The 16,325-nt window shown below is 63.3% G+C and carries 13 protein-coding genes; 5 read left to right on the forward strand and 8 right to left on the reverse strand.

Annotation, left to right across the window (positions count from 1 at the left end):
* Window positions 1-352: 352 nt before the first annotated feature.
* Both O9Z63_RS20910 and O9Z63_RS20915 read right to left on the reverse strand, forming a co-directional pair.
* A complete protein-coding gene (locus O9Z63_RS20910) occupies window positions 353-1,018 on the reverse strand; it encodes a response regulator (RefSeq protein WP_270129414.1) in 666 nt (221 codons plus the stop codon).
* A 70-nt stretch (window positions 1,019-1,088) separates the two neighbouring features.
* Complete coding sequence (locus tag O9Z63_RS20915) at window positions 1,089-3,032, reverse strand: tetratricopeptide repeat protein (protein ID WP_270129415.1); 1,944 nt, start codon at window positions 3,030-3,032, stop codon at window positions 1,089-1,091.
* Between the two features lie 613 nt (window positions 3,033-3,645).
* Between O9Z63_RS20915 and O9Z63_RS20920 the strand changes: the two genes are divergently transcribed.
* Together O9Z63_RS20920 and O9Z63_RS20925 are read left to right on the forward strand one after the other, a co-directional pair.
* Entirely contained in the window at window positions 3,646-4,647 is a 1,002-nt protein-coding gene (locus tag O9Z63_RS20920) for a S41 family peptidase (protein WP_270129416.1), read from the forward strand.
* Window positions 4,648-4,944: 297 nt separating this feature from the next.
* Window positions 4,945-5,931: a DUF5694 domain-containing protein gene (locus O9Z63_RS20925; protein ID WP_270129417.1), complete on the forward strand. Its 987-nt coding sequence runs from the start codon at window positions 4,945-4,947 to the stop codon at window positions 5,929-5,931.
* Window positions 5,932-6,247: 316 nt separating this feature from the next.
* On the opposite strand, the gene O9Z63_RS20930 is transcribed toward O9Z63_RS20925, so the two are convergent.
* Complete coding sequence (locus O9Z63_RS20930) at window positions 6,248-6,448, reverse strand: hypothetical protein (RefSeq protein ID WP_270129418.1); 201 nt, start codon at window positions 6,446-6,448, stop codon at window positions 6,248-6,250.
* Window positions 6,449-6,851: 403 nt separating this feature from the next.
* On the opposite strand from O9Z63_RS20930, the gene O9Z63_RS20935 reads away from it, so the two are divergent.
* A complete protein-coding gene (locus O9Z63_RS20935) occupies window positions 6,852-7,067 on the forward strand; it encodes a hypothetical protein (RefSeq protein ID WP_270129420.1) in 216 nt (71 codons plus the stop codon).
* 217 nt (window positions 7,068-7,284) lie between these two features.
* Here the strand turns inward: O9Z63_RS20935 and O9Z63_RS21230 are convergent, their stop codons facing one another.
* The 5 genes from O9Z63_RS21230 to O9Z63_RS20955 form a co-directional block, all read right to left on the reverse strand.
* Window positions 7,285-7,689: a T9SS type A sorting domain-containing protein gene (locus O9Z63_RS21230; protein WP_408614009.1), complete on the reverse strand. Its 405-nt coding sequence runs from the start codon at window positions 7,687-7,689 to the stop codon at window positions 7,285-7,287.
* On the reverse strand, window positions 7,599-8,297 hold the full coding sequence (locus O9Z63_RS20940; RefSeq protein WP_270129421.1) for an IPT/TIG domain-containing protein: 699 nt from the start codon (window positions 8,295-8,297) through the stop codon (window positions 7,599-7,601). Before O9Z63_RS20940 ends, O9Z63_RS21230 begins: the two co-directional genes overlap by 91 nt.
* A 15-nt stretch (window positions 8,298-8,312) precedes the next feature.
* Entirely contained in the window at window positions 8,313-8,597 is a 285-nt protein-coding gene (locus O9Z63_RS20945; RefSeq protein ID WP_270129422.1) for an IPT/TIG domain-containing protein, read from the reverse strand.
* A gap of 194 nt (window positions 8,598-8,791) precedes the next feature.
* A complete protein-coding gene (locus O9Z63_RS20950; RefSeq protein WP_270129423.1) occupies window positions 8,792-9,580 on the reverse strand; it encodes a response regulator transcription factor in 789 nt (262 codons plus the stop codon).
* Window positions 9,564-11,183, reverse strand: a complete 1,620-nt coding sequence (locus O9Z63_RS20955) for a sensor histidine kinase (RefSeq protein ID WP_270129424.1) — start codon at window positions 11,181-11,183, stop codon at window positions 9,564-9,566. The genes O9Z63_RS20950 and O9Z63_RS20955 overlap by 17 nt, the downstream gene beginning before the upstream one ends.
* Before the next feature lie 433 nt (window positions 11,184-11,616).
* On the opposite strand from O9Z63_RS20955, the gene O9Z63_RS20960 reads away from it, so the two are divergent.
* Both O9Z63_RS20960 and O9Z63_RS20965 read left to right on the forward strand, forming a co-directional pair.
* Entirely contained in the window at window positions 11,617-15,300 is a 3,684-nt protein-coding gene (locus O9Z63_RS20960) for a hypothetical protein (protein ID WP_270129425.1), read from the forward strand.
* Between the two features lie 301 nt (window positions 15,301-15,601).
* Entirely contained in the window at window positions 15,602-16,144 is a 543-nt protein-coding gene (locus tag O9Z63_RS20965; protein ID WP_270129426.1) for a phage tail protein, read from the forward strand.
* Window positions 16,145-16,325: the final 181 nt, after the last annotated feature.

Below are 16,325 nucleotides of genomic sequence, written 5' to 3' on the forward strand. Positions count from 1 at the left end.
AGGCCCAAGAAGACAGAGAAGGCCGGGCGCCCCCGAAAAGGCACCTACCCGAAAAATGAGGGCCTCACTAATCAGTGTGGCCGGGAGTCAGAAGCGAAAGGAAAGTGGAGTCAGCGTAGCCAGTAGCCCCGCTGGCTGGCGCGTAACGCGCGCTGTGGGCCGGCTCCGGCGGCAGGAGTGTTCACCGGAGCCGGCATAGTACACAGCAAGCAATAGGACACGGTAATCATCTTTCTATCAAGCTGCTATAGCGCATAGTAGATTCGGCTAATCCAGTTACAAAGCTCGCCTGTAACGACATGCCGCGCCATGACATAAAGATGCCAGATGCGAGGCCCGCCGGGGCCGGTGGCTAGCCCCGGTGGCGCTGCAGGGCGCGGGCCAGCAGCTCGCCCTTGGAGTTGATGTGCAGCTTGCGGTACACGCTGCGGATGTGGTTGCGCACCGTGTCGAGGCTGATGTTGTGGCGGCTGGCAATGAGCTTGTAGCTGAGCCCGTCCTCGATGCCGCGCACAATGTCCAGCTCGCGGGCCGTAAGCGGCTCGCCCCCCGGTCCGGCAGCCGGGGCGGGCTGCTGGCTCATGCGCTGGAAGGCCTGCACCACGTGCCGGGCCACGCCGGGGCTCATGGGCGAGCCGCCGGCCATCACCTGCAGCAGGTGCTCCTTGAGCTCGCGCAGGGGCGTGTCCTTGAGCAAATAACCCACGGCTCCCGCGCACAGGGCCTGGTACACGCGCTCGGCCTCGGCGTACACGCTCAGCATCACCACCTGGGCCTGGGGCAGGCGGGCCTGCAGCAGCGGGATGCCCTCAATGCCGGAGAGGCCCGGCAGGCCGATGTCGGAGAGAATCAGCTGGGGCGGGCGCGCGGCGGTGGGCAACGCGGCCAGAAACGCCTCCACTGATTCGGCCACCAGCTCGCACTCGAACTCGGGCTGGGCGCACAGGTATTCCTGCAGCATCTCCCGGATGGGGGCCTGGTCTTCAATCAGGGCAAGGGCGTAGGGCGGCTCCGGCATGGCCGTAAAGGTACGCGCCCGCCGGCCGCAGCCACCTGACATAAAGATGCCAGGGCGGGGGGGCGTTGGTTTAGGATGCGGGTAGGCGGGCTTCCACCTGAAACCCGGCCGGGCCGGGCGCTGCGTATAGAGAACCGCCCAGCGTCTCGGCGCGCCGGTGCATATTGCGCAGGCCGTTGCCGCCTCCGGAGCGGGCCGGAGCCGGCTCACCGGCCGCCGTGGCGGGGGCTGGCTGCCCGTTGTCCTGCACGCGCAGGCGCAGCTGGCCCTCGTGCCGGGCCACGCGCACCTGCACGTGGGTGGCGTGGCGGGCGTGCTTGACCACATTGTGCAATGCCTCTTTGTAAATTAGGTACAGGTGCTGCCCCAGCAGCGGCGGCAGGGCCTGCTCCGGTCCGGCGTCGGTTACGTCGAAATCCACGGTCAGCTCGGCGGCGGGCAGCACCTCGTAGGCGTGGTCGCGCAGGCGGGTGAGCAGGGCGGGCAGCGTGAGCAGCGGGGTCTGCAGGCCCCACACCACATCGGTCATCTCGCGCCGGGCCCGGCGGCTGGTTTCGCTCAGGCGGCGCAGCCGGGCCTGGGCCGGAGCGTCCGTGGCCGGGCTGATTTCCTGCAGCAGATCGGCCTGCATGCTTACCTGGGTGAGCAGATTGCCCACGTCGTCGTGCAGGTCGGCCGCCAACCGGGTACGCAGGGCGGCCTCCCGCCGGGCCTGCCGCCGCCGAAACGACCACACCAGCCCCACCACTACCAGAGCCGTCAGCGCCAGCAGGGCCAGCAGCCCGGCCACCTGCTGCTGGTGGCGCAGGCGCTCCAGCTCCTGCTGCTGCCGCAGCACATCCAGCTGCAGCTGAGTGCGTGAGCGCAGGGCCCGGGCCTGGGCCGCTGAAAGCCGGCGGCGGGTATCCTCGCCGCTGAGCGTATCAGCGAAGGCCGCGGCCTGGGCCTGATAGTCATAGGCCCGGCGGAAGTCGCCCAGCTGACCGCTGGCGCGGGCCAGCAGCTGGGCCGCGTCGTGGGCCAGCGGAAGCAGGCGGTGGCCGGCGGCGGCGGTTAGGCTCAGCGCGGCGTAGGTGCGGGCGCTGTCGGGGCGGGTAGTTTGCCAGGAGCGGGCCAGCAGCAGGGCCGCGCCGGCGGTCTGCTCGGGCATCTGGAGGCGGCGGGCCCGGGCCAGCAGCTGCCAGGCCGTGGGGCGCACGGCCGCCTCGTCGGTCAGCCGCGCGCGCATCTCAGCCAGCAGCAGCTCAACGGGCAGCAGGCCCCGCTCGGTGTAGATGGTGCGGTAGGCGCGCAGCGTGCGGGTGTAGGCCCGGTGGGCGGCCTGCCACCGCCCCTGCCGGCGGTCAATGTCGCCCAGCCCCTGGTACACCACGGCCGTGCAGACCGAGTCCCGGACGGTGGGCAGCAGGTCGCGCGCTTCTTCCACGTACTGCCGGGCCAGCGTCAGCTCGCCCAGCCCCAGCTCCACGCGGCCGGCCTGCACCAGCTGCAGCGCCTCCACCTGGGGCCGGTGCAGGGCGCGGGCCAGCGCCAGCCCGTCGAGGCTGGGGCCGAGGGCAGCGGCGTAATCGCCCTGCTCGGTGTAGATTCGGCACAGGTTGTAGTAGGCCCGCGACTGGGTGAGCGGGTTGCGGGTGCGGGTGGCCCAGGCCAGCGCCTGCCGGCTGTGGAATAAGGCCGAATCATAGTGGCTGCGAACCCGGTAGTCGTAGCCGAGGGTGAAATGGGCTTCCATCATTCCGGAAGGGTAGCGCAGCCGCTCGGCCAAAGCTAGGGCCTGCCGGGCCAGGGCCCGCGTCCGGGGCGGGTCGTTGATGCGCAGAGCGAAGCCCAGGGTGTTGAGGCGCTGCACGCGCAGCGTATCGGGCCGCGGCTCACGGGCCAGCAGGTCCGTGAGGCTGTCGCGCACTACCCGCAGGCGCGGCAGCGGCAAGGGGAGGGTTTGGGCCTGTCCATTCCGGGGCCAGCCGAGCAGCCCCAAGCCCAGCACCAGCAGATACCCCAACCGTTTCATGCGCAGTGCCCGATTCAATGAAGCTGCAAGATAGCGGCGGCCCGTGGCGTTTGCCAACTCTTTTCGAAGGCCCCGGTACGCAGACTCTCGCCTGCCCAACCAATACGAGTTGATACAGTCCAGCACCTTCTAGAAGTTGGTGATAGCAGCCTGCAGCGCCTTGAGGCCCGCGAGCTTCAGTACATCCCTTTTATGCAATGAGCCTTCCAGAACGAATGAGGGTAAATAACGCAGTCTGAGGCGTTACAATTTCGGTAATATACGATTATGGGTACGGCACAAATGAAGTGGTAACTAGCTGATTTATAGCACATAAAAGTATAAATTGTTCAGGATTTATACTTTTTTTTACCATTCGCTATTCTTCCACCGGACGCTGTAATGCCCGACGATACTTGTACTAATTTATATACTTTTCAGCTCCCCTTTTTGGAATTACAGCTTATGCTTTCCTTAGCTAGGAAAGCAGTTCCAGTATCCCAGGCCCATACTTAACTACCACAACGGGCGTTCACCGCATAGAGTATGAGAGGGCGCAAGCGGGCCGGTGGTTTACCAAGCGGCGGGGGACTGGATAATGGGCTGTCCGCCGGGCTTGATATAACTTGATCGAATGAAACGGTTACGCTACTTCGGCATTTTGCTTTTCGTCGGTGCCTGCTGCAGGGCTGACGGGGCGGAACACCTACCCCCCTATCCGGCAGTGCGCAGCTACCTGGAGGAGGTAGCCCAAGTACTGCAAGCCAATTTCCTTAACCGGGCGGCCGTGGATTGGGTGGCTTTCAGGCAGCAGCTGCTCACGAAAGCAGCGGGCGCCAACACCCCTGAGCAGGCCTGGCCGGCGGTTACAGCTGCCATCCAGGCCCTGGGCGATAAGCACACGCAGTTTTACTGCGCCCGCCCGACCGAAGGCGCCGCCCCCCTGGCTGCCTGGCAGCCCCCGCTCTTTCCTGACGAGTCGGTGCCGGAAGACATCGGCTACCTCAGAATTCCCTGGGTTGTCGGCAGCCCGCCGCAGCTGGCCGCGTACATCACCCAGCTGCAGGGGCACCTGCGGGAGCGGGACACGCCTGGGCTCAAAGGCTGGATTGTGGATTTGCGGGGGAATATGGGCGGAAATATGTGGCCGATGCTCGTGGCCGCGGGGCCCCTTCTGGGAGAAGATACGCTCGGCTACAGCATTGACGCCAGCAACACCCGAACCGCGTGGCGCTACGAAAAGGGCAAGGCCTTGGCAAACGGCGACATCGAGGCGCAGACCGCCAGCTACTATACCCTGAAAACCACCAACCCGGTAGTGGCCGTGCTCACCGACAGCCTGACGGCCAGCTCGGGCGAGGCCATGACCGTGGCCTTCAAGGGCCGCAAACATACCAGAAGCTTCGGGGCAAGTACGTGCGGCGTTTCTACCGGCAGAAGCCGCTTTTCTCTGTCCGATGGATCCGTTCTGCTGCTGACAACCGCTGTGTTCGCCGACCGCCGCCTGGTTCGGTACGGCCACGCCATTGCCCCCGACGAGCCCCTCCGGCCGGCTGAAACCGTGCCGCGCGCCATCCGCTGGATCAGGGAGGAGTTCACAGCGAAAACCCAGGCAGGCAGGCCGCAGAACCGGTAGCATATCAGCTAGCTTTACGCCGAATTATCTGCTTTAAGGTAGCCGCTTATACCCTATCCCAACATGCCATCTGTTATCCCCTCCCTCCTGCCGGCAGCCGGCAACCCAGGCCGCTACGCATCCGGCGGGCATACTACCATGGGCAGATTGCTCGTGGGGCTACTTTTGACGGTTTCGGCCTGCAAGGCCCCAGAAACGGGGGCCACGGCTGCCCGCCCCCTACCCGCCGGTACTGAACGAACTGTATTCGATCCGGCTGGCGCCAGGCAACGATTAGCGCTGGCGCCAACGCAGGTAATGATCTTCGGGCTCACGCACCTTGATTCCGCGCCGGCTACCTTTCAGGTTGCCTGGCTCGAACCCGTGCTCTGCCGCCTGCGTGCCTACAAGCCGGATATCGTGTTGACCGAGGCTTTGTCGGGCGAGCAGGTGATGGGCCTGGAGGCATATGCCGCCTACCATGGCGACGCGGGCAAGTATGCGGGCCCAACCCTGCAGATGGCTCAGGCGGCCCAGGCGGACCTTCACCTGACGGCAGCTCAGGCCCTGGTGCAGGCCAACGTGTTGTGCCAGAAAGGAAACTTAACGCCCCCTGAACGGCGCCGCCTGGCGGGCTTGTTTGTCGCGGCGGCCGAGCCGTTGTCGGCGGCAGTCCAATGGATGCGGCTGCCGGTGGCCGAGCGCATCGGGGCCGATGGCATCTCCCCCACCCTGGCCAAACAAATCACTCGTTGGGCGAATATGCGCAATGAAATGTCCTCGATGGCGGCGCGGCTGGCGGCAGACCTCGGCCTGGAGCGGGTGTACGGCGCCGGCGACCACCTGAGTGACGTCGTGCAGCCGGACTTTGCGGCGATGCAGGCAGCCGTCGCGGCAACGCCAGGCCAGGTGGAGCTGTTCAACCACGACACGCCCGAGTTCCGGGCAGTGCCCGAAGAAGCCATGAAAATGACCAGCGCTGCTGAGGTTATGCCCATGCTGAAGTGGAAAAATTCGCCCCGCTTCGCTGAGCTGGACGCAGATGCGCAGTGGTTCTCCATGCTCCGCAGCGCTACCATGGGGCGGGTAGGGCGGCAGCGGGTGGCCGCGTGGGAAGCGCAGAACCTGCGCATGGCCGTGGCGGTGCGGGAGGCGATGGCCCCGATTGCCGGGGGCCGGGTGCTGCTCATCGTAGGAGCCGCGCACAAGCCCTTCATCGAAGCGTATCTGCGGGCATTCACCGACTTGGAAATAGTATCGGTACCGGCCCTGCTGGAAACGAAGCCCCCGGGCTGCCCCGAATAGAGGCGCGTGAGTGGGGTTTGCGTTGCTGGCAATTCAGTTTCAAGAGCTGCCTCAAGCGCTGGGAACCCCGTCTTCACTAAGTGCTTCCAGCCCGATGCCTTGCAACAGGATTTGGTAACGTTTCGGCACAGCTGCCGCCACCAGAGTAAGAATACCCCGGCACCGGCCATGTACTGTATGTACTGCATGTTTCGCCCTATGCTGGCCCTGACCATGATGCTGGCGGGAGAGACTGCACGCCTGCTTGAGCCCCCCCTCCCGGATCCGCTAACGGCCTCGTCCGCAGGGGCATTGCCTGTCACCAAAGCTGCAGGCCTCAGGAAGCGAGCGGGGCCTCCAGCACTGGCAGGATGGCCTGCAGGGTGGTTTTGCCCGTCACGTAACGGGCCAGCAGAATCAGGCGGGCCGCGTCCGGGACGGGCGCGCCGCTGAGCTGCAGCGCCAGGCTAATGCTGTACAGCCGACGGGCCGTATCTGCGGAGGCACGGTAAGCGGGAAGCGTAGGAATGGGATACATAGCGCAGGCCTGGTTGCTATGATCAAGATAGGACCGCGGGGCCTGAGCGTCAGCCGATCGGGTGTTATGATTTGATTATTTCCTGGTTTGGCGCTGCCAGCGTCAGGTGCGCCGTTGCCTGCGGGACGCGCAGTGTCAGGCCAGCGTCCGATGGCCCGCGCCGACCTGACATCACCTGCAAACCCAGTGCTTCTATATTCATTGCTTGTATTGTTCAAGCGGCGTACCCCTGCCGCCGATTTGGGCTGCTGGAAGGTTTCGGCCGGCTGCAGGCGCAGGTGTAGACCTTCCCACGAAGCAGGGCAGTGAAAAGCAGTTCAGCAGTGAAAAGCAGTTCACTTACCAGCGGGGGTGGGTGGCGTTCTGGTAAGGGAATCTTACCTGCGGCGTCAGCCGTTATGGGATGGTCACCGTCAACATCACCGAAAAACAGACAATGGCAAAGTCACCCAAAAAGCGTCTGAAGAAGCTGCCCGCCGGCCCGGGCTTGCCCGCTGGTTCGCCCAAACCTTTTCAACACGCCATTTTTGCTTCGGAGGCCGAATATAACCAGTCCGTTGAAAGCGTCATGGCCCGCATCCAAAGCGGACAGGTGAAGGCGCGCACCCCCGATGCGTAGCGAGTAGGCTCTACCTGGATTTCCTACAAGGGTGGCGCAGGGGTGAGGGTAGAAATTATTGTCAGGCGGCTTTGAGCAGGACCAGCAGCAGCTGCACCGCTCGGCCGTGCGGCCGGCACGGGTCTGCCGGACGACCGCACAGCCGAGTACAGCACCAGCGGGCATCAGGCTCGCCTGCCCATTGCTTCTTTGGTATGCTTAGCGGCAGGCATCTGATTTAAAGAACCGAGAGGCGTTTAAATACCTTTCCCTGGCTTGTATGCAGAATGATCATGTAAAAGCCGGCTCGCACGCCGCTTAGCTCCAGCTCCAGCTGCAGCTCATCCGCTTCAGCCAAGCTTGCGGAGCGCTGCAGCACCCGGCGTCCCACCGCATTGATCAGCTCCACTGCGTGCACGCTGAAATCGGCCTGGGTCCACCGGACGGTTACCGGGCCGCGGGTGGGGTTGGGAAAAACGCTGGTAGCCGTTTGGGCCGGTAGTGCCTGCAGTTCGAACTCGGCCGAACTGCAGGCACTACCGGCCCAAACGGCTACGCGCCGGTACGGGTGCCCCGCGGTACCAGCACGCGCAGCTCCGTGGGCGAGGCACTTACCAGACGGGCGGGAACTCCGGCCAGCCAGATGGTATCCGTCTGCCCGTCGACCTGAAAGTGCCGGCCTGTCAGGGTTACGGGAGTACCCACACTGCCCTGGGTTGGCTGGTAAGCCGTAATAACCGGAGCGGGCAGGAAGATGAAGCCGGCCGCGCTGGCTGCTCCTCCGGGCGTTTCCAGTCGAACCGGCCCGGATTCGGCGTCGCGGGGCACGCGCACCTGCACGCGGCCGCTGCTGGCCTGCAGCACGGTGGCCCGGGCGGCACCGAAAAATACACTGTTGCGACTGCCGTCTTCGGCCAGCGCGCTGCCTGTTACCGTCACCACGGCGTTGGCCGCAGCCTTGGCCGGGCTGAAGCCCGTGATCAGCGGCGGATACCAGATCCGGAATGACTGGGTTCTTTCCACCATACCGCCCAGCGTGCTCAGGTGGACGCGGCCCGTGCCAGCCCCGACGGGCACGTCCACCTGCAGACTCGTGGCAGTTGCTTGCAGCACGCGCGCGGCCACGCCGTTAAACCACACGCTATCCAGGGCCGCCACCGGCGAGAAGTGGGTACTGGTGAGCTGTACCACAGCGCCCGGCCGGGTTTCGGCCGGAGTCAGGGCCGTCAGCGTGGGCGGCTGGTAAACCACAAAGTTTGTCGCGCTCTACCCGGCGCCGTCCGCAGTTACCACTTTCACCCGGCCCGTGGTAGCCCCGCCCGGCACCCGCACCACGAGACCTGCGGGGATAGCGCTGACCAGTGGGGCCAGTACCCCGTTGAAGTAGATGGCGGGAGCGGCCGGCAGCAAGGCCAGGCGGCGATCGGCAATCGTGACCAGCGTGCCGCCCCGGCCCTGCGCCGGACTCAGCGCCAATACCGCCGGGGAGGCCAATACCGCCGGGTAGCTCAAGGCGACACTTGTATGGCCTTGGTTAAAAGTTTGGTACAAAGGTTAAACGGCCATCTACCCTTCCTGCCTGGAGGAAGCATCCATAACTGCCGTTCCACTTGAACTACCTTGACGCGGTAGAGCGCCTATCCTTGCATTGGCCATGCAGTGGTCTTTGCCGCTTCGGCCACATTGCCACCCGGCCCAGTACAGGACATGAAAGCCCGCTGGTGATAGGCACTCCCCACTTAGGGCTACCGCTGGCGCAAGGCAGCCTGCACCAGCGCCTGGCCGGTGGGCGTATTCTCGTAGCGATGGTCGCCGCAATAGAGGTACTCCTGATCGAAGCCGGTTAAGTAAGCCACGTTGAGGCACATGCTACGGCTGACGCGTAAAAACTGTGGGCGCAGAGCTGCGGGCACTAGCTGCTCCAGCACGTAAGTGAGTGAGCCCCGGATCGGATAGCCGGATTTGTAGGCCGCCGTGCGCAGGGTTACATAGTTCTTTCCCGCTTCCAGGGCCGACACCTCGGCCCACAATAAGCGGTGGGTCCGGTCGCCCAGTTTGACGAAGAAGAAATCGGGCGGCCCGCCGGTGGCAGTTTCCTTGGCCGTCACCTCGGCCGGGCCGGGCGGCAGGGCCTGCTGGTGGCGCTGGTGGTTTTCCAAGGCGGTCTGGATAGCGGCAAACAGGGTGGCGTTGTTGACCGGCTTGATCAGGTAGCCGCTGGGCCGCAGGCGGGTGGCCTCCCGAATGGTATCCAGGTCGGAGTAGGCCGTCAAAAACAGGAAGGGCGGACCCTGCCGCTCCTGCAGCAGCTGGCCCAGGGCCAGGCCGCTGCGGGCCGGGTCGGCGCTGCTCAGGTTGATGTCGAGCAGCACCAGGTCGGCCGGCAGCGTGGGCGCGGTTAGTGCCCGCTCAGCCTCGGCAAACGTGTAGCAGATGGTGGACACGTGGTAGCCCAGATCCTCCAGGCTCAGACGCAGGTTTTCGGCAATCAGCGCTTCGTCTTCTACCACCAATAGGTTAATTTTCGGTTCCATGCGGGATGAGTAGCTCGTAGTGATAGGGATGCGTCGGCAAGGTACGGAGCGTGGCCCCCAGCTGGCGGCTCAGCAAACCGATAATCTGGCTGCCCAGGCCCGGCTCCGGGGCGTTGGTCGGCGTGGGCGGCTGGCCATTATCAGCGTACTCGATGCGGACCTGGTCGGGCTGGTTGCGCACGCGTACCGTGAGTTCGAGCCGCTCGCCCACCGGCCGGGCGTACTTGATGGAGTTGGTTACCCACTCGTTGAGAATCAGCGAGAGGGCCACGTAGCCGTTAGCGGGCAGGCGTACGTCGTCGGTGAGCAGGTGCGTGACCACGTGCTGCTCGTTGGCTAAGCAGTTGACCACGGCCGAAATCAGCTCTTTCAGAAACGCACTCAGGTCCAGCGGTCTGTCGGGCCGGCCGGCCAGCAACTGGTTGTGCAGGGCCGCGATGCTTTCCACCCGCAGGCGGGCGGCCTGCAGCTGCTCGAGCACTTCTTCATTGTCCGTGCGGCGCTCCTGCATCTGCAGCAGGCTGAACACCATGTGCAGGTTGTTTTTCACCCGGTGCTGGATTTCCTTGTTGAGCAGCTCCACCTGGGCCACTTTCTCGTCCAGGGCCTGGTTGGCCTGCGCCAGGGCCACGGCCCGTTCGCTGGCCAGGCGGCGCTGGCGTGAGAGGTAAAAGCTCAGTAGCGAGATAATAACCAGGGCCAGGCTCAGGCCCAGCAGCGTACGGCTGCGGATAAGGTCCGCGGCGTGGCGCTCCCGGCCGGCCCGGTCTTCGGCGCGCAGCAGGGCCTGGCGCATCTCGGCCGCACCCGGTCCGGCCGTCAGGCTGTCGCTCAGCCGTTTCGTGCGGGCCATATAGGCGTAAGCCTCGGGGTAGCGGCCCGCCTGCGCGTAGAGCGTGGCCAGGTTCTGGCCGTAATACTCCCGATCAAAGGGGTTGCGGCCCGCGCGGTAGACGCGGCGCAGTGAGTCCAGATACGGGGAGGCGGGGCGGCGGCGGTGCAGCACGTCCAGGCGGGCCTGCACCAGGTAGTAGTGGTCGAGGTAATCGTAGGTTTCCGGGTCGTTGCGCACCCAGTCCCGGCGCGTGAGCTGGCGCAGCAGGCTGTCGGCCAGTGGGTAGTTGCGCACCTCGGTGGCCGTGAGGGCCATCTCGACGGTACTGGGCACCTGGCGCAAGCGGGCCGCCGGCTCCCGGAGCAGTTCGGTGCGTAGATGGCGCAGGGTCTGCACGGCGTGCAGGCTGTCGGGCACTTTGTCGTAGGCGTGGGCCACCAGGAAGCGGGCATAGTAGTAGCGGCGCCACTGAGCGGGCAGGCGGGCAAACAGGGCAGCCGCCTGCTCAAAGTACGCCACGGTTTTGTGAGGCTGCCGGTTCCAGGCGTCGTAGATGCGGCCCTGGGCAAAGGCGGCCTCCGCCAGCAGCAGCGTGTCCTGGGAGCGGCGCGCCAGCGTCTGGGCACTGTCGTAGTAGCGCTGGGCCTGGGCAAAGCTCTGGTAGCCCTGTTTTTGGGCATACACCGAGTCACCGGCGCGCAATAGGGCAAAAAAGCGCGGGGCCAGCGTAGGGGAGCCGGCGGGCCGGGTAGCCGGTTGACACGCCACTGTCAGCAGCAGGCTGAGCAGCCCCGTGCTGCGGCATATCCACCATCGCCGGCCAGAAGAAGTGAGGGGAGTAGACACGGGAGCAAAAGTACGGCTCGCCCTTTCCGGTCGTCGCCGGCTTCGACCTCAAAAAAGCAGGCTTCAGCCTCAAATATTCCGGCTGGAAAGCCGGTCGCAGGGCTTCGACCTCAAAAATCCCGGCTTCGTGCTCAAATATCGGCAGCCTTGATACGGCCGCGCTTATTTGCGGTACTCAATGCCTGGGTCCGCGCCAGAAGTAGGCATTGAGTACCGCTTTTACCATTTCTACAACCTTAACCTCCCATCCGGTATGCGCCCCACATCTACTAGTGAAACGGCGGCCCCCACCCCGGGGACTCTCCCGCTTCGCACCTCCTTCGATCCTTATTGGCCGAATGCCAGCTCCCGCGACTTGTGGGTAACGCTACGCAACATCATGCTGGCGGCGCTGCGCTACGATACCGGCCGACAGCAGTCGGAGGCCAATAGCCACACCTTGGTTGCCCACTTGCAACTACTGGCCCTGGATGAATCCATTCTGGGCCACCTGTCAGGAACCCCAGCCCACGCCGCCTTCGTGGCCGCCGACGACGAGGCGCAGCGTCACCTGCTGTTCTCCAATAGCTACCTGCAGGATGTAGACGGCGTGAAGTCCGGCATCGTGGCCACTGAGGGCCTAAATACGTTGCTTAAGCAACAGGCCGTGGCCGTGGCCGCCGATACGCAGGCCGCCGAATTATTCTGGCAGAAATGCAACGTGCTGCGCGTTCTGCACGAGCAGCCGGCCCTACCGCCAGGGCTCAAACTTGCCCTGCAGGACATTTTGCCCGCCTTGGATAAGCGGCAGGATGCGCGCATCTGGTTGCGCTACTATGCCTGGCGCAAAGTACAATACCTGAACCGTCTGGAAGAAGTATGGCTGCTGGAAGATCCCGCGTTTAACGAGCGGGCGCTCAACGAGCAGCTGCTGCAGAATTCTGACCTGGGTCTGTTGGATCTCACGCCCTTCCTGCGGCTGGTGGTGCGGGCCGACGCGCCATTCAAGCCGGGCAATACGACGGCGGACGAGTACACCGCCTACCAGAAGCAATTGCAGGTCGTATCGGACCAGCTGCGCAAGGAGGCAGCCAACATCACAACGTCGTCCGATAAAACTGCCCGGGCTGGGTACGAAAAAAAATACCAGGAGCTCAGCCAGCAACAGGCGGCCTATGCCTATCTGCTAGATCAGAAAAAGAAGGAACTCTCCACCTTGCAGTCGTGGAAGCAGTCGGCCCTGGACTTTGTAAAAGAGAACCGGGCCGACACTGGCTTCGTGCTCAAGGAAACGGGCAAAGCCCTGTGGGCCAGCGCGGGGGTAACCCTGGCCGAAGCGGCCGTGAACTGGTACAAGGGCAAGCCGGTAGACCAAAAACTGGGCGAAAAAGTACTGGCCGGCGTCGCTATTGCAGCCGGGACGGCGCTAGTAAGCTACTTCCTGGGGCCGCTGGGTCCGATGGCGGCTGGCCTGGCGCAGAACCACTTCTTTCCGCAACCCGACCCGTTGCAAGCCGGATTCACGGCCCTTAATAATAAGATTGATGCCGGCTTCGCAAGAATTGAAGCGCAACTAGCTAAGCTGCAGACTGAGGTGCAGGCCGGCTTTGCCAAGGTAGACGCTCGCCTGAGCAAGTTGAGTGACTTCGTAGTGGGCAGTACCAGCCTGCAACTGGAGCTGCAAAGCTTCAAGAACAACATTGGGGCTGCTGATGCCGTGCTCGATAGCATCGAAGGGGAATACAGTGCTTTGTTTGAGCAGAAGAACCATGTGGTACTGGAACACAAGCTGCTGGAGTGGCACCAGGCGTTTGGGGCACAGCTTGGGGCCCTGGTGAAACAGTTCTATCACCGTGACTATGATCTGAGCCGGGCCCAATTGGGAAAAACGACGCCAGCCGGCGCCTTGCCCACCATCGTGGAGTTGCTCATTACGTTTTACCAGCGCCCTGACCCGTTTTATCAGCCGTTTCACCTTACCTGTCAGGACATCCTGGCCCTGGCTAACCGTCTGCGCCTGCTGGTGCTGCGCTACAACGTGGTGCGCAAGAAGCTACAGGATACGCTGTCGGCAACGGTCGTATTTTTAGCTTCGCCTGACAAACAGCTACTGCTGAACAAGCTGCGCGACCTGCACCTGGGCGAGGCCGATGAGCGGGCAGCGCATTTTGCCGGCGTGCTGCTACTGGACCGCCTGGTGCTCGGGCCCCGCAACCATACCCTGTACCACAACCTGCTTGACTACCTCCACGAACCCGCCAAGTTCAACATGACGAAGGGTTTCGGGCTGCTCGCACCCACCGCGGCCGGGCAGCAGTGGATACCCGCCGCCGGCCCGAAAGGCGAACGGGCCACCTGGCTGAAGCTGGCAGCGGTGGCACAGAACTCTCCTGCCCGTTACTACCTGATGCCGTGTGTTTCGCCCCGGGTTGCTACTAGCCAAGGAGCTCCGGATTTTGAACTGCTCACGTTTTACCGCAGCAGCGAAGTGCCTGACCGGCTGCCGGTCAATCTAGCGTTGGGGCTGCGCGATGAACTGGTGTTTTTCAGGCCAAGCTTCGAGGACAGGCTGGCGGCGCAGGCCCCGCCCCTGGCCGATGCGGTCTTTGCCAATTCCGTTGAGCAGTTGTTGCTCGGCCAGACCCGGCTGGACGTAAGGCAGTTGGATAACCACCGCATCCGGCTTAGCCTGCCCCGGCGCGAAAACATGCTCGAATTTGAATCCTACACGCCTATAGACCGGTCAGGTAGCCCCACCGGCCCTGCGCAGTACTCGTTGCGCGTACTGATGCCCAGTGGGTCTTTGTCCCTGCCGATGTCGGCAGAGCAACCCAATGCAAGCCTGCACCACGTGCTGCCCCTGCTCACGCCCGACGAGGCAGGCCTTGAAATAGCCTTCGAGCACCTGTTACCTTCCGGCCGGTCTGAACTGGTTCGGAGCACCACGAGCCTAGTGGGGTACCATGATTTTGCGAACGATCCCCACCACTTCAGCAAGCGCATAGGCTGGACAACTCACCAGGCGCTGGGCACCTACCGACCGGCACAACCCGGGGCAGCCAGTACCGGCACTACCCACAGGGCTTTCTGCCACGTGCTGGCTCCCGACGAGCAACTGGAATCGTTGCGCTCGGCCAACGGCCGCTACTGGTTGCAGCTCGAGCCGCTACCTGGTCAGCGTGAACCCATTTTGCAGTACTTCGACAACGGCCAGCCCATGGGCTGCGTGTTCGACTACTACCATTTCAAAGACGGCAACCACCAAGTACACGCCGAGCTGCAGGCCGATGGCAATTTCGTACTCATCGACAGCAAAGGCCACATCGTGGCGGCCACCCACACCAGCGGGCAGGCAAACTGCAGCCTGCATCTGGGTGATGACGGCCAGCTCCGGCTGCTCAATCCACAGGGCTTTACGGTGCATACCTTCGCACGCCACGCACTCCGCCTTAGCCGCGACGAGAAGACTAGCTACTGGCACTCCGGCCTGAAAAAGCAATTTCAGGAACTGGTATCGCCGGACGGGGCCTATCGGGTGAAGCTCGATTTCTTTCGCGGCAGAACAGAACGGGCAGGTTACTGGCGCGAAGTTGCTCACCCGATTCATGGCAACACCACTGTTTTTGATGTCTGTGAGTTGGGCTTGAGGCTCATTCGCTACCATGACCAGAACGGCAGTCATGAGGTCACCTTCTACCAGAGGATGGTGCCACCAGTCACGCACGCCGATGATGACGCGAGCAGCAACGAAGCGAGGCATTATTGGGATAAGTGCTCGGATGACTGGGTGAATCGGCTGAAAGAAGACGTGGAGAGTAAGGAAATACGCGTGTACCTGGATTTCCGGGCCAATGGGGAGGTCGTTGGCCTTATCGGGTCGAAGCAAATTGTGACTTTCTTCACCTATTACGGCCTGAAGACCGTGACCACGCTGAACAGACCTGATGCCACACTAAGCCAGGGGGTATTCCTGGACTTGAGCAACGATGGTGGCCTGCGCCTGCGCGATGCCGCTACGAGCAAGGTGCTGAGAGAACTCATGGCACCACCCAAGGCCTGAGGCCGGGCTTTGAATAAGCTCCTGCCTTCGATGAGGAAATGGGGACGTGTAGGCAGTAGCTGGCTCCGGCATCACCCCCTTTGCTGAAGCGTGGGCGCAGCTGCATTCAGTCCCTACGAAACCTTCGACCTCAAAAAAGGGCCGTTCGTGCTCATTTTTTTGCACGGCTCGGCTATAGGGGAGTGCTTTGCATGGTCTTGTGAGGCGAGTGCAACACACACCAAGCTGGCATTTCAGGCACTTACCCCTGCTGCATAAAGGAATTTCTGTTTCACCACATCAAGTTTACTCTTTTTAGACCATGGACGAATACCTCGGCATTATCAAACTCTTCGCCGGCAACTTTGCCCCGCGCGGCTGGGCCCTCTGCAATGGCCAGCTTCTTTCCATCACCCAGAACACCGCCCTGTTCAGCATTCTGGGCACTGTTTACGGTGGAGATGGTCAGACGACTTTCGCGCTACCCAACCTGCAAAGCCGGGTGCCGGTAGGAGCCGGGCAGGGCGCAGGCCTCTCTTTTTATTCGCAGGGAGAGCTAGGTGGCACGGAAACAGTGACGCTGACCTTGGGCCAGATGCCGGCCCACAGCCACGGGCTCAACGCCAGTACCGCCGCCGGCACCACCGACGTGCCGACCGGTAACGTGCTGGCGCAGCCCGCCGGCGCCACGGGCAGTGGCGACTCCGTTACCGTCACCAGCTATGCTACCGGAACGGCCACTACCGCCCTGAATCCAACTTCTGTCAGCGCTTCCGGTAGTTCGCAGCCGCATGAAAACCGTCCCCCTTTCCTGGCTATGAACTATATCATCTGCACGGAAGGGTTATTCCCGTCGCGCAGCTAAGCAGCCAGGACGCCAAGACTCTTTCGCGCGGGTGGCCTAACGTCACCGCATCACGAGCGCACCATCCGGCGGCATTTCCCGGATGGTGCGCCTTCGCGTTTGCGGCAACGGGCTGCCAACAAACGGCGGCAACGGCGCCATCCTGCTGTTTCGATGATCTGTCTGATCATCCTTCGGTACA

Source organism: Hymenobacter yonginensis (assembly GCF_027625995.1).
Lineage (GTDB): Bacteria > Bacteroidota > Bacteroidia > Cytophagales > Hymenobacteraceae > Hymenobacter > Hymenobacter yonginensis.

Coding starts and splice junctions, on each gene's coding strand:
- O9Z63_RS20910 (WP_270129414.1), bottom strand. CDS start 1,018: ATGCCGGAGCCGCCCTACGCCCTTGCCCTGATTGAAGACCAGGCCCCC.
- O9Z63_RS20915 (WP_270129415.1), bottom strand. CDS start 3,032: ATGAAACGGTTGGGGTATCTGCTGGTGCTGGGCTTGGGGCTGCTCGGC.
- O9Z63_RS20920 (WP_270129416.1), top strand. CDS start 3,646: ATGAAACGGTTACGCTACTTCGGCATTTTGCTTTTCGTCGGTGCCTGC.
- O9Z63_RS20925 (WP_270129417.1), top strand. CDS start 4,945: ATGATCTTCGGGCTCACGCACCTTGATTCCGCGCCGGCTACCTTTCAG.
- O9Z63_RS20930 (WP_270129418.1), bottom strand. CDS start 6,448: ATGTATCCCATTCCTACGCTTCCCGCTTACCGTGCCTCCGCAGATACG.
- O9Z63_RS20935 (WP_270129420.1), top strand. CDS start 6,852: ATGGTCACCGTCAACATCACCGAAAAACAGACAATGGCAAAGTCACCC.
- O9Z63_RS20950 (WP_270129423.1), bottom strand. CDS start 9,580: ATGGAACCGAAAATTAACCTATTGGTGGTAGAAGACGAAGCGCTGATT.
- O9Z63_RS20965 (WP_270129426.1), top strand. CDS start 15,602: ATGGACGAATACCTCGGCATTATCAAACTCTTCGCCGGCAACTTTGCC.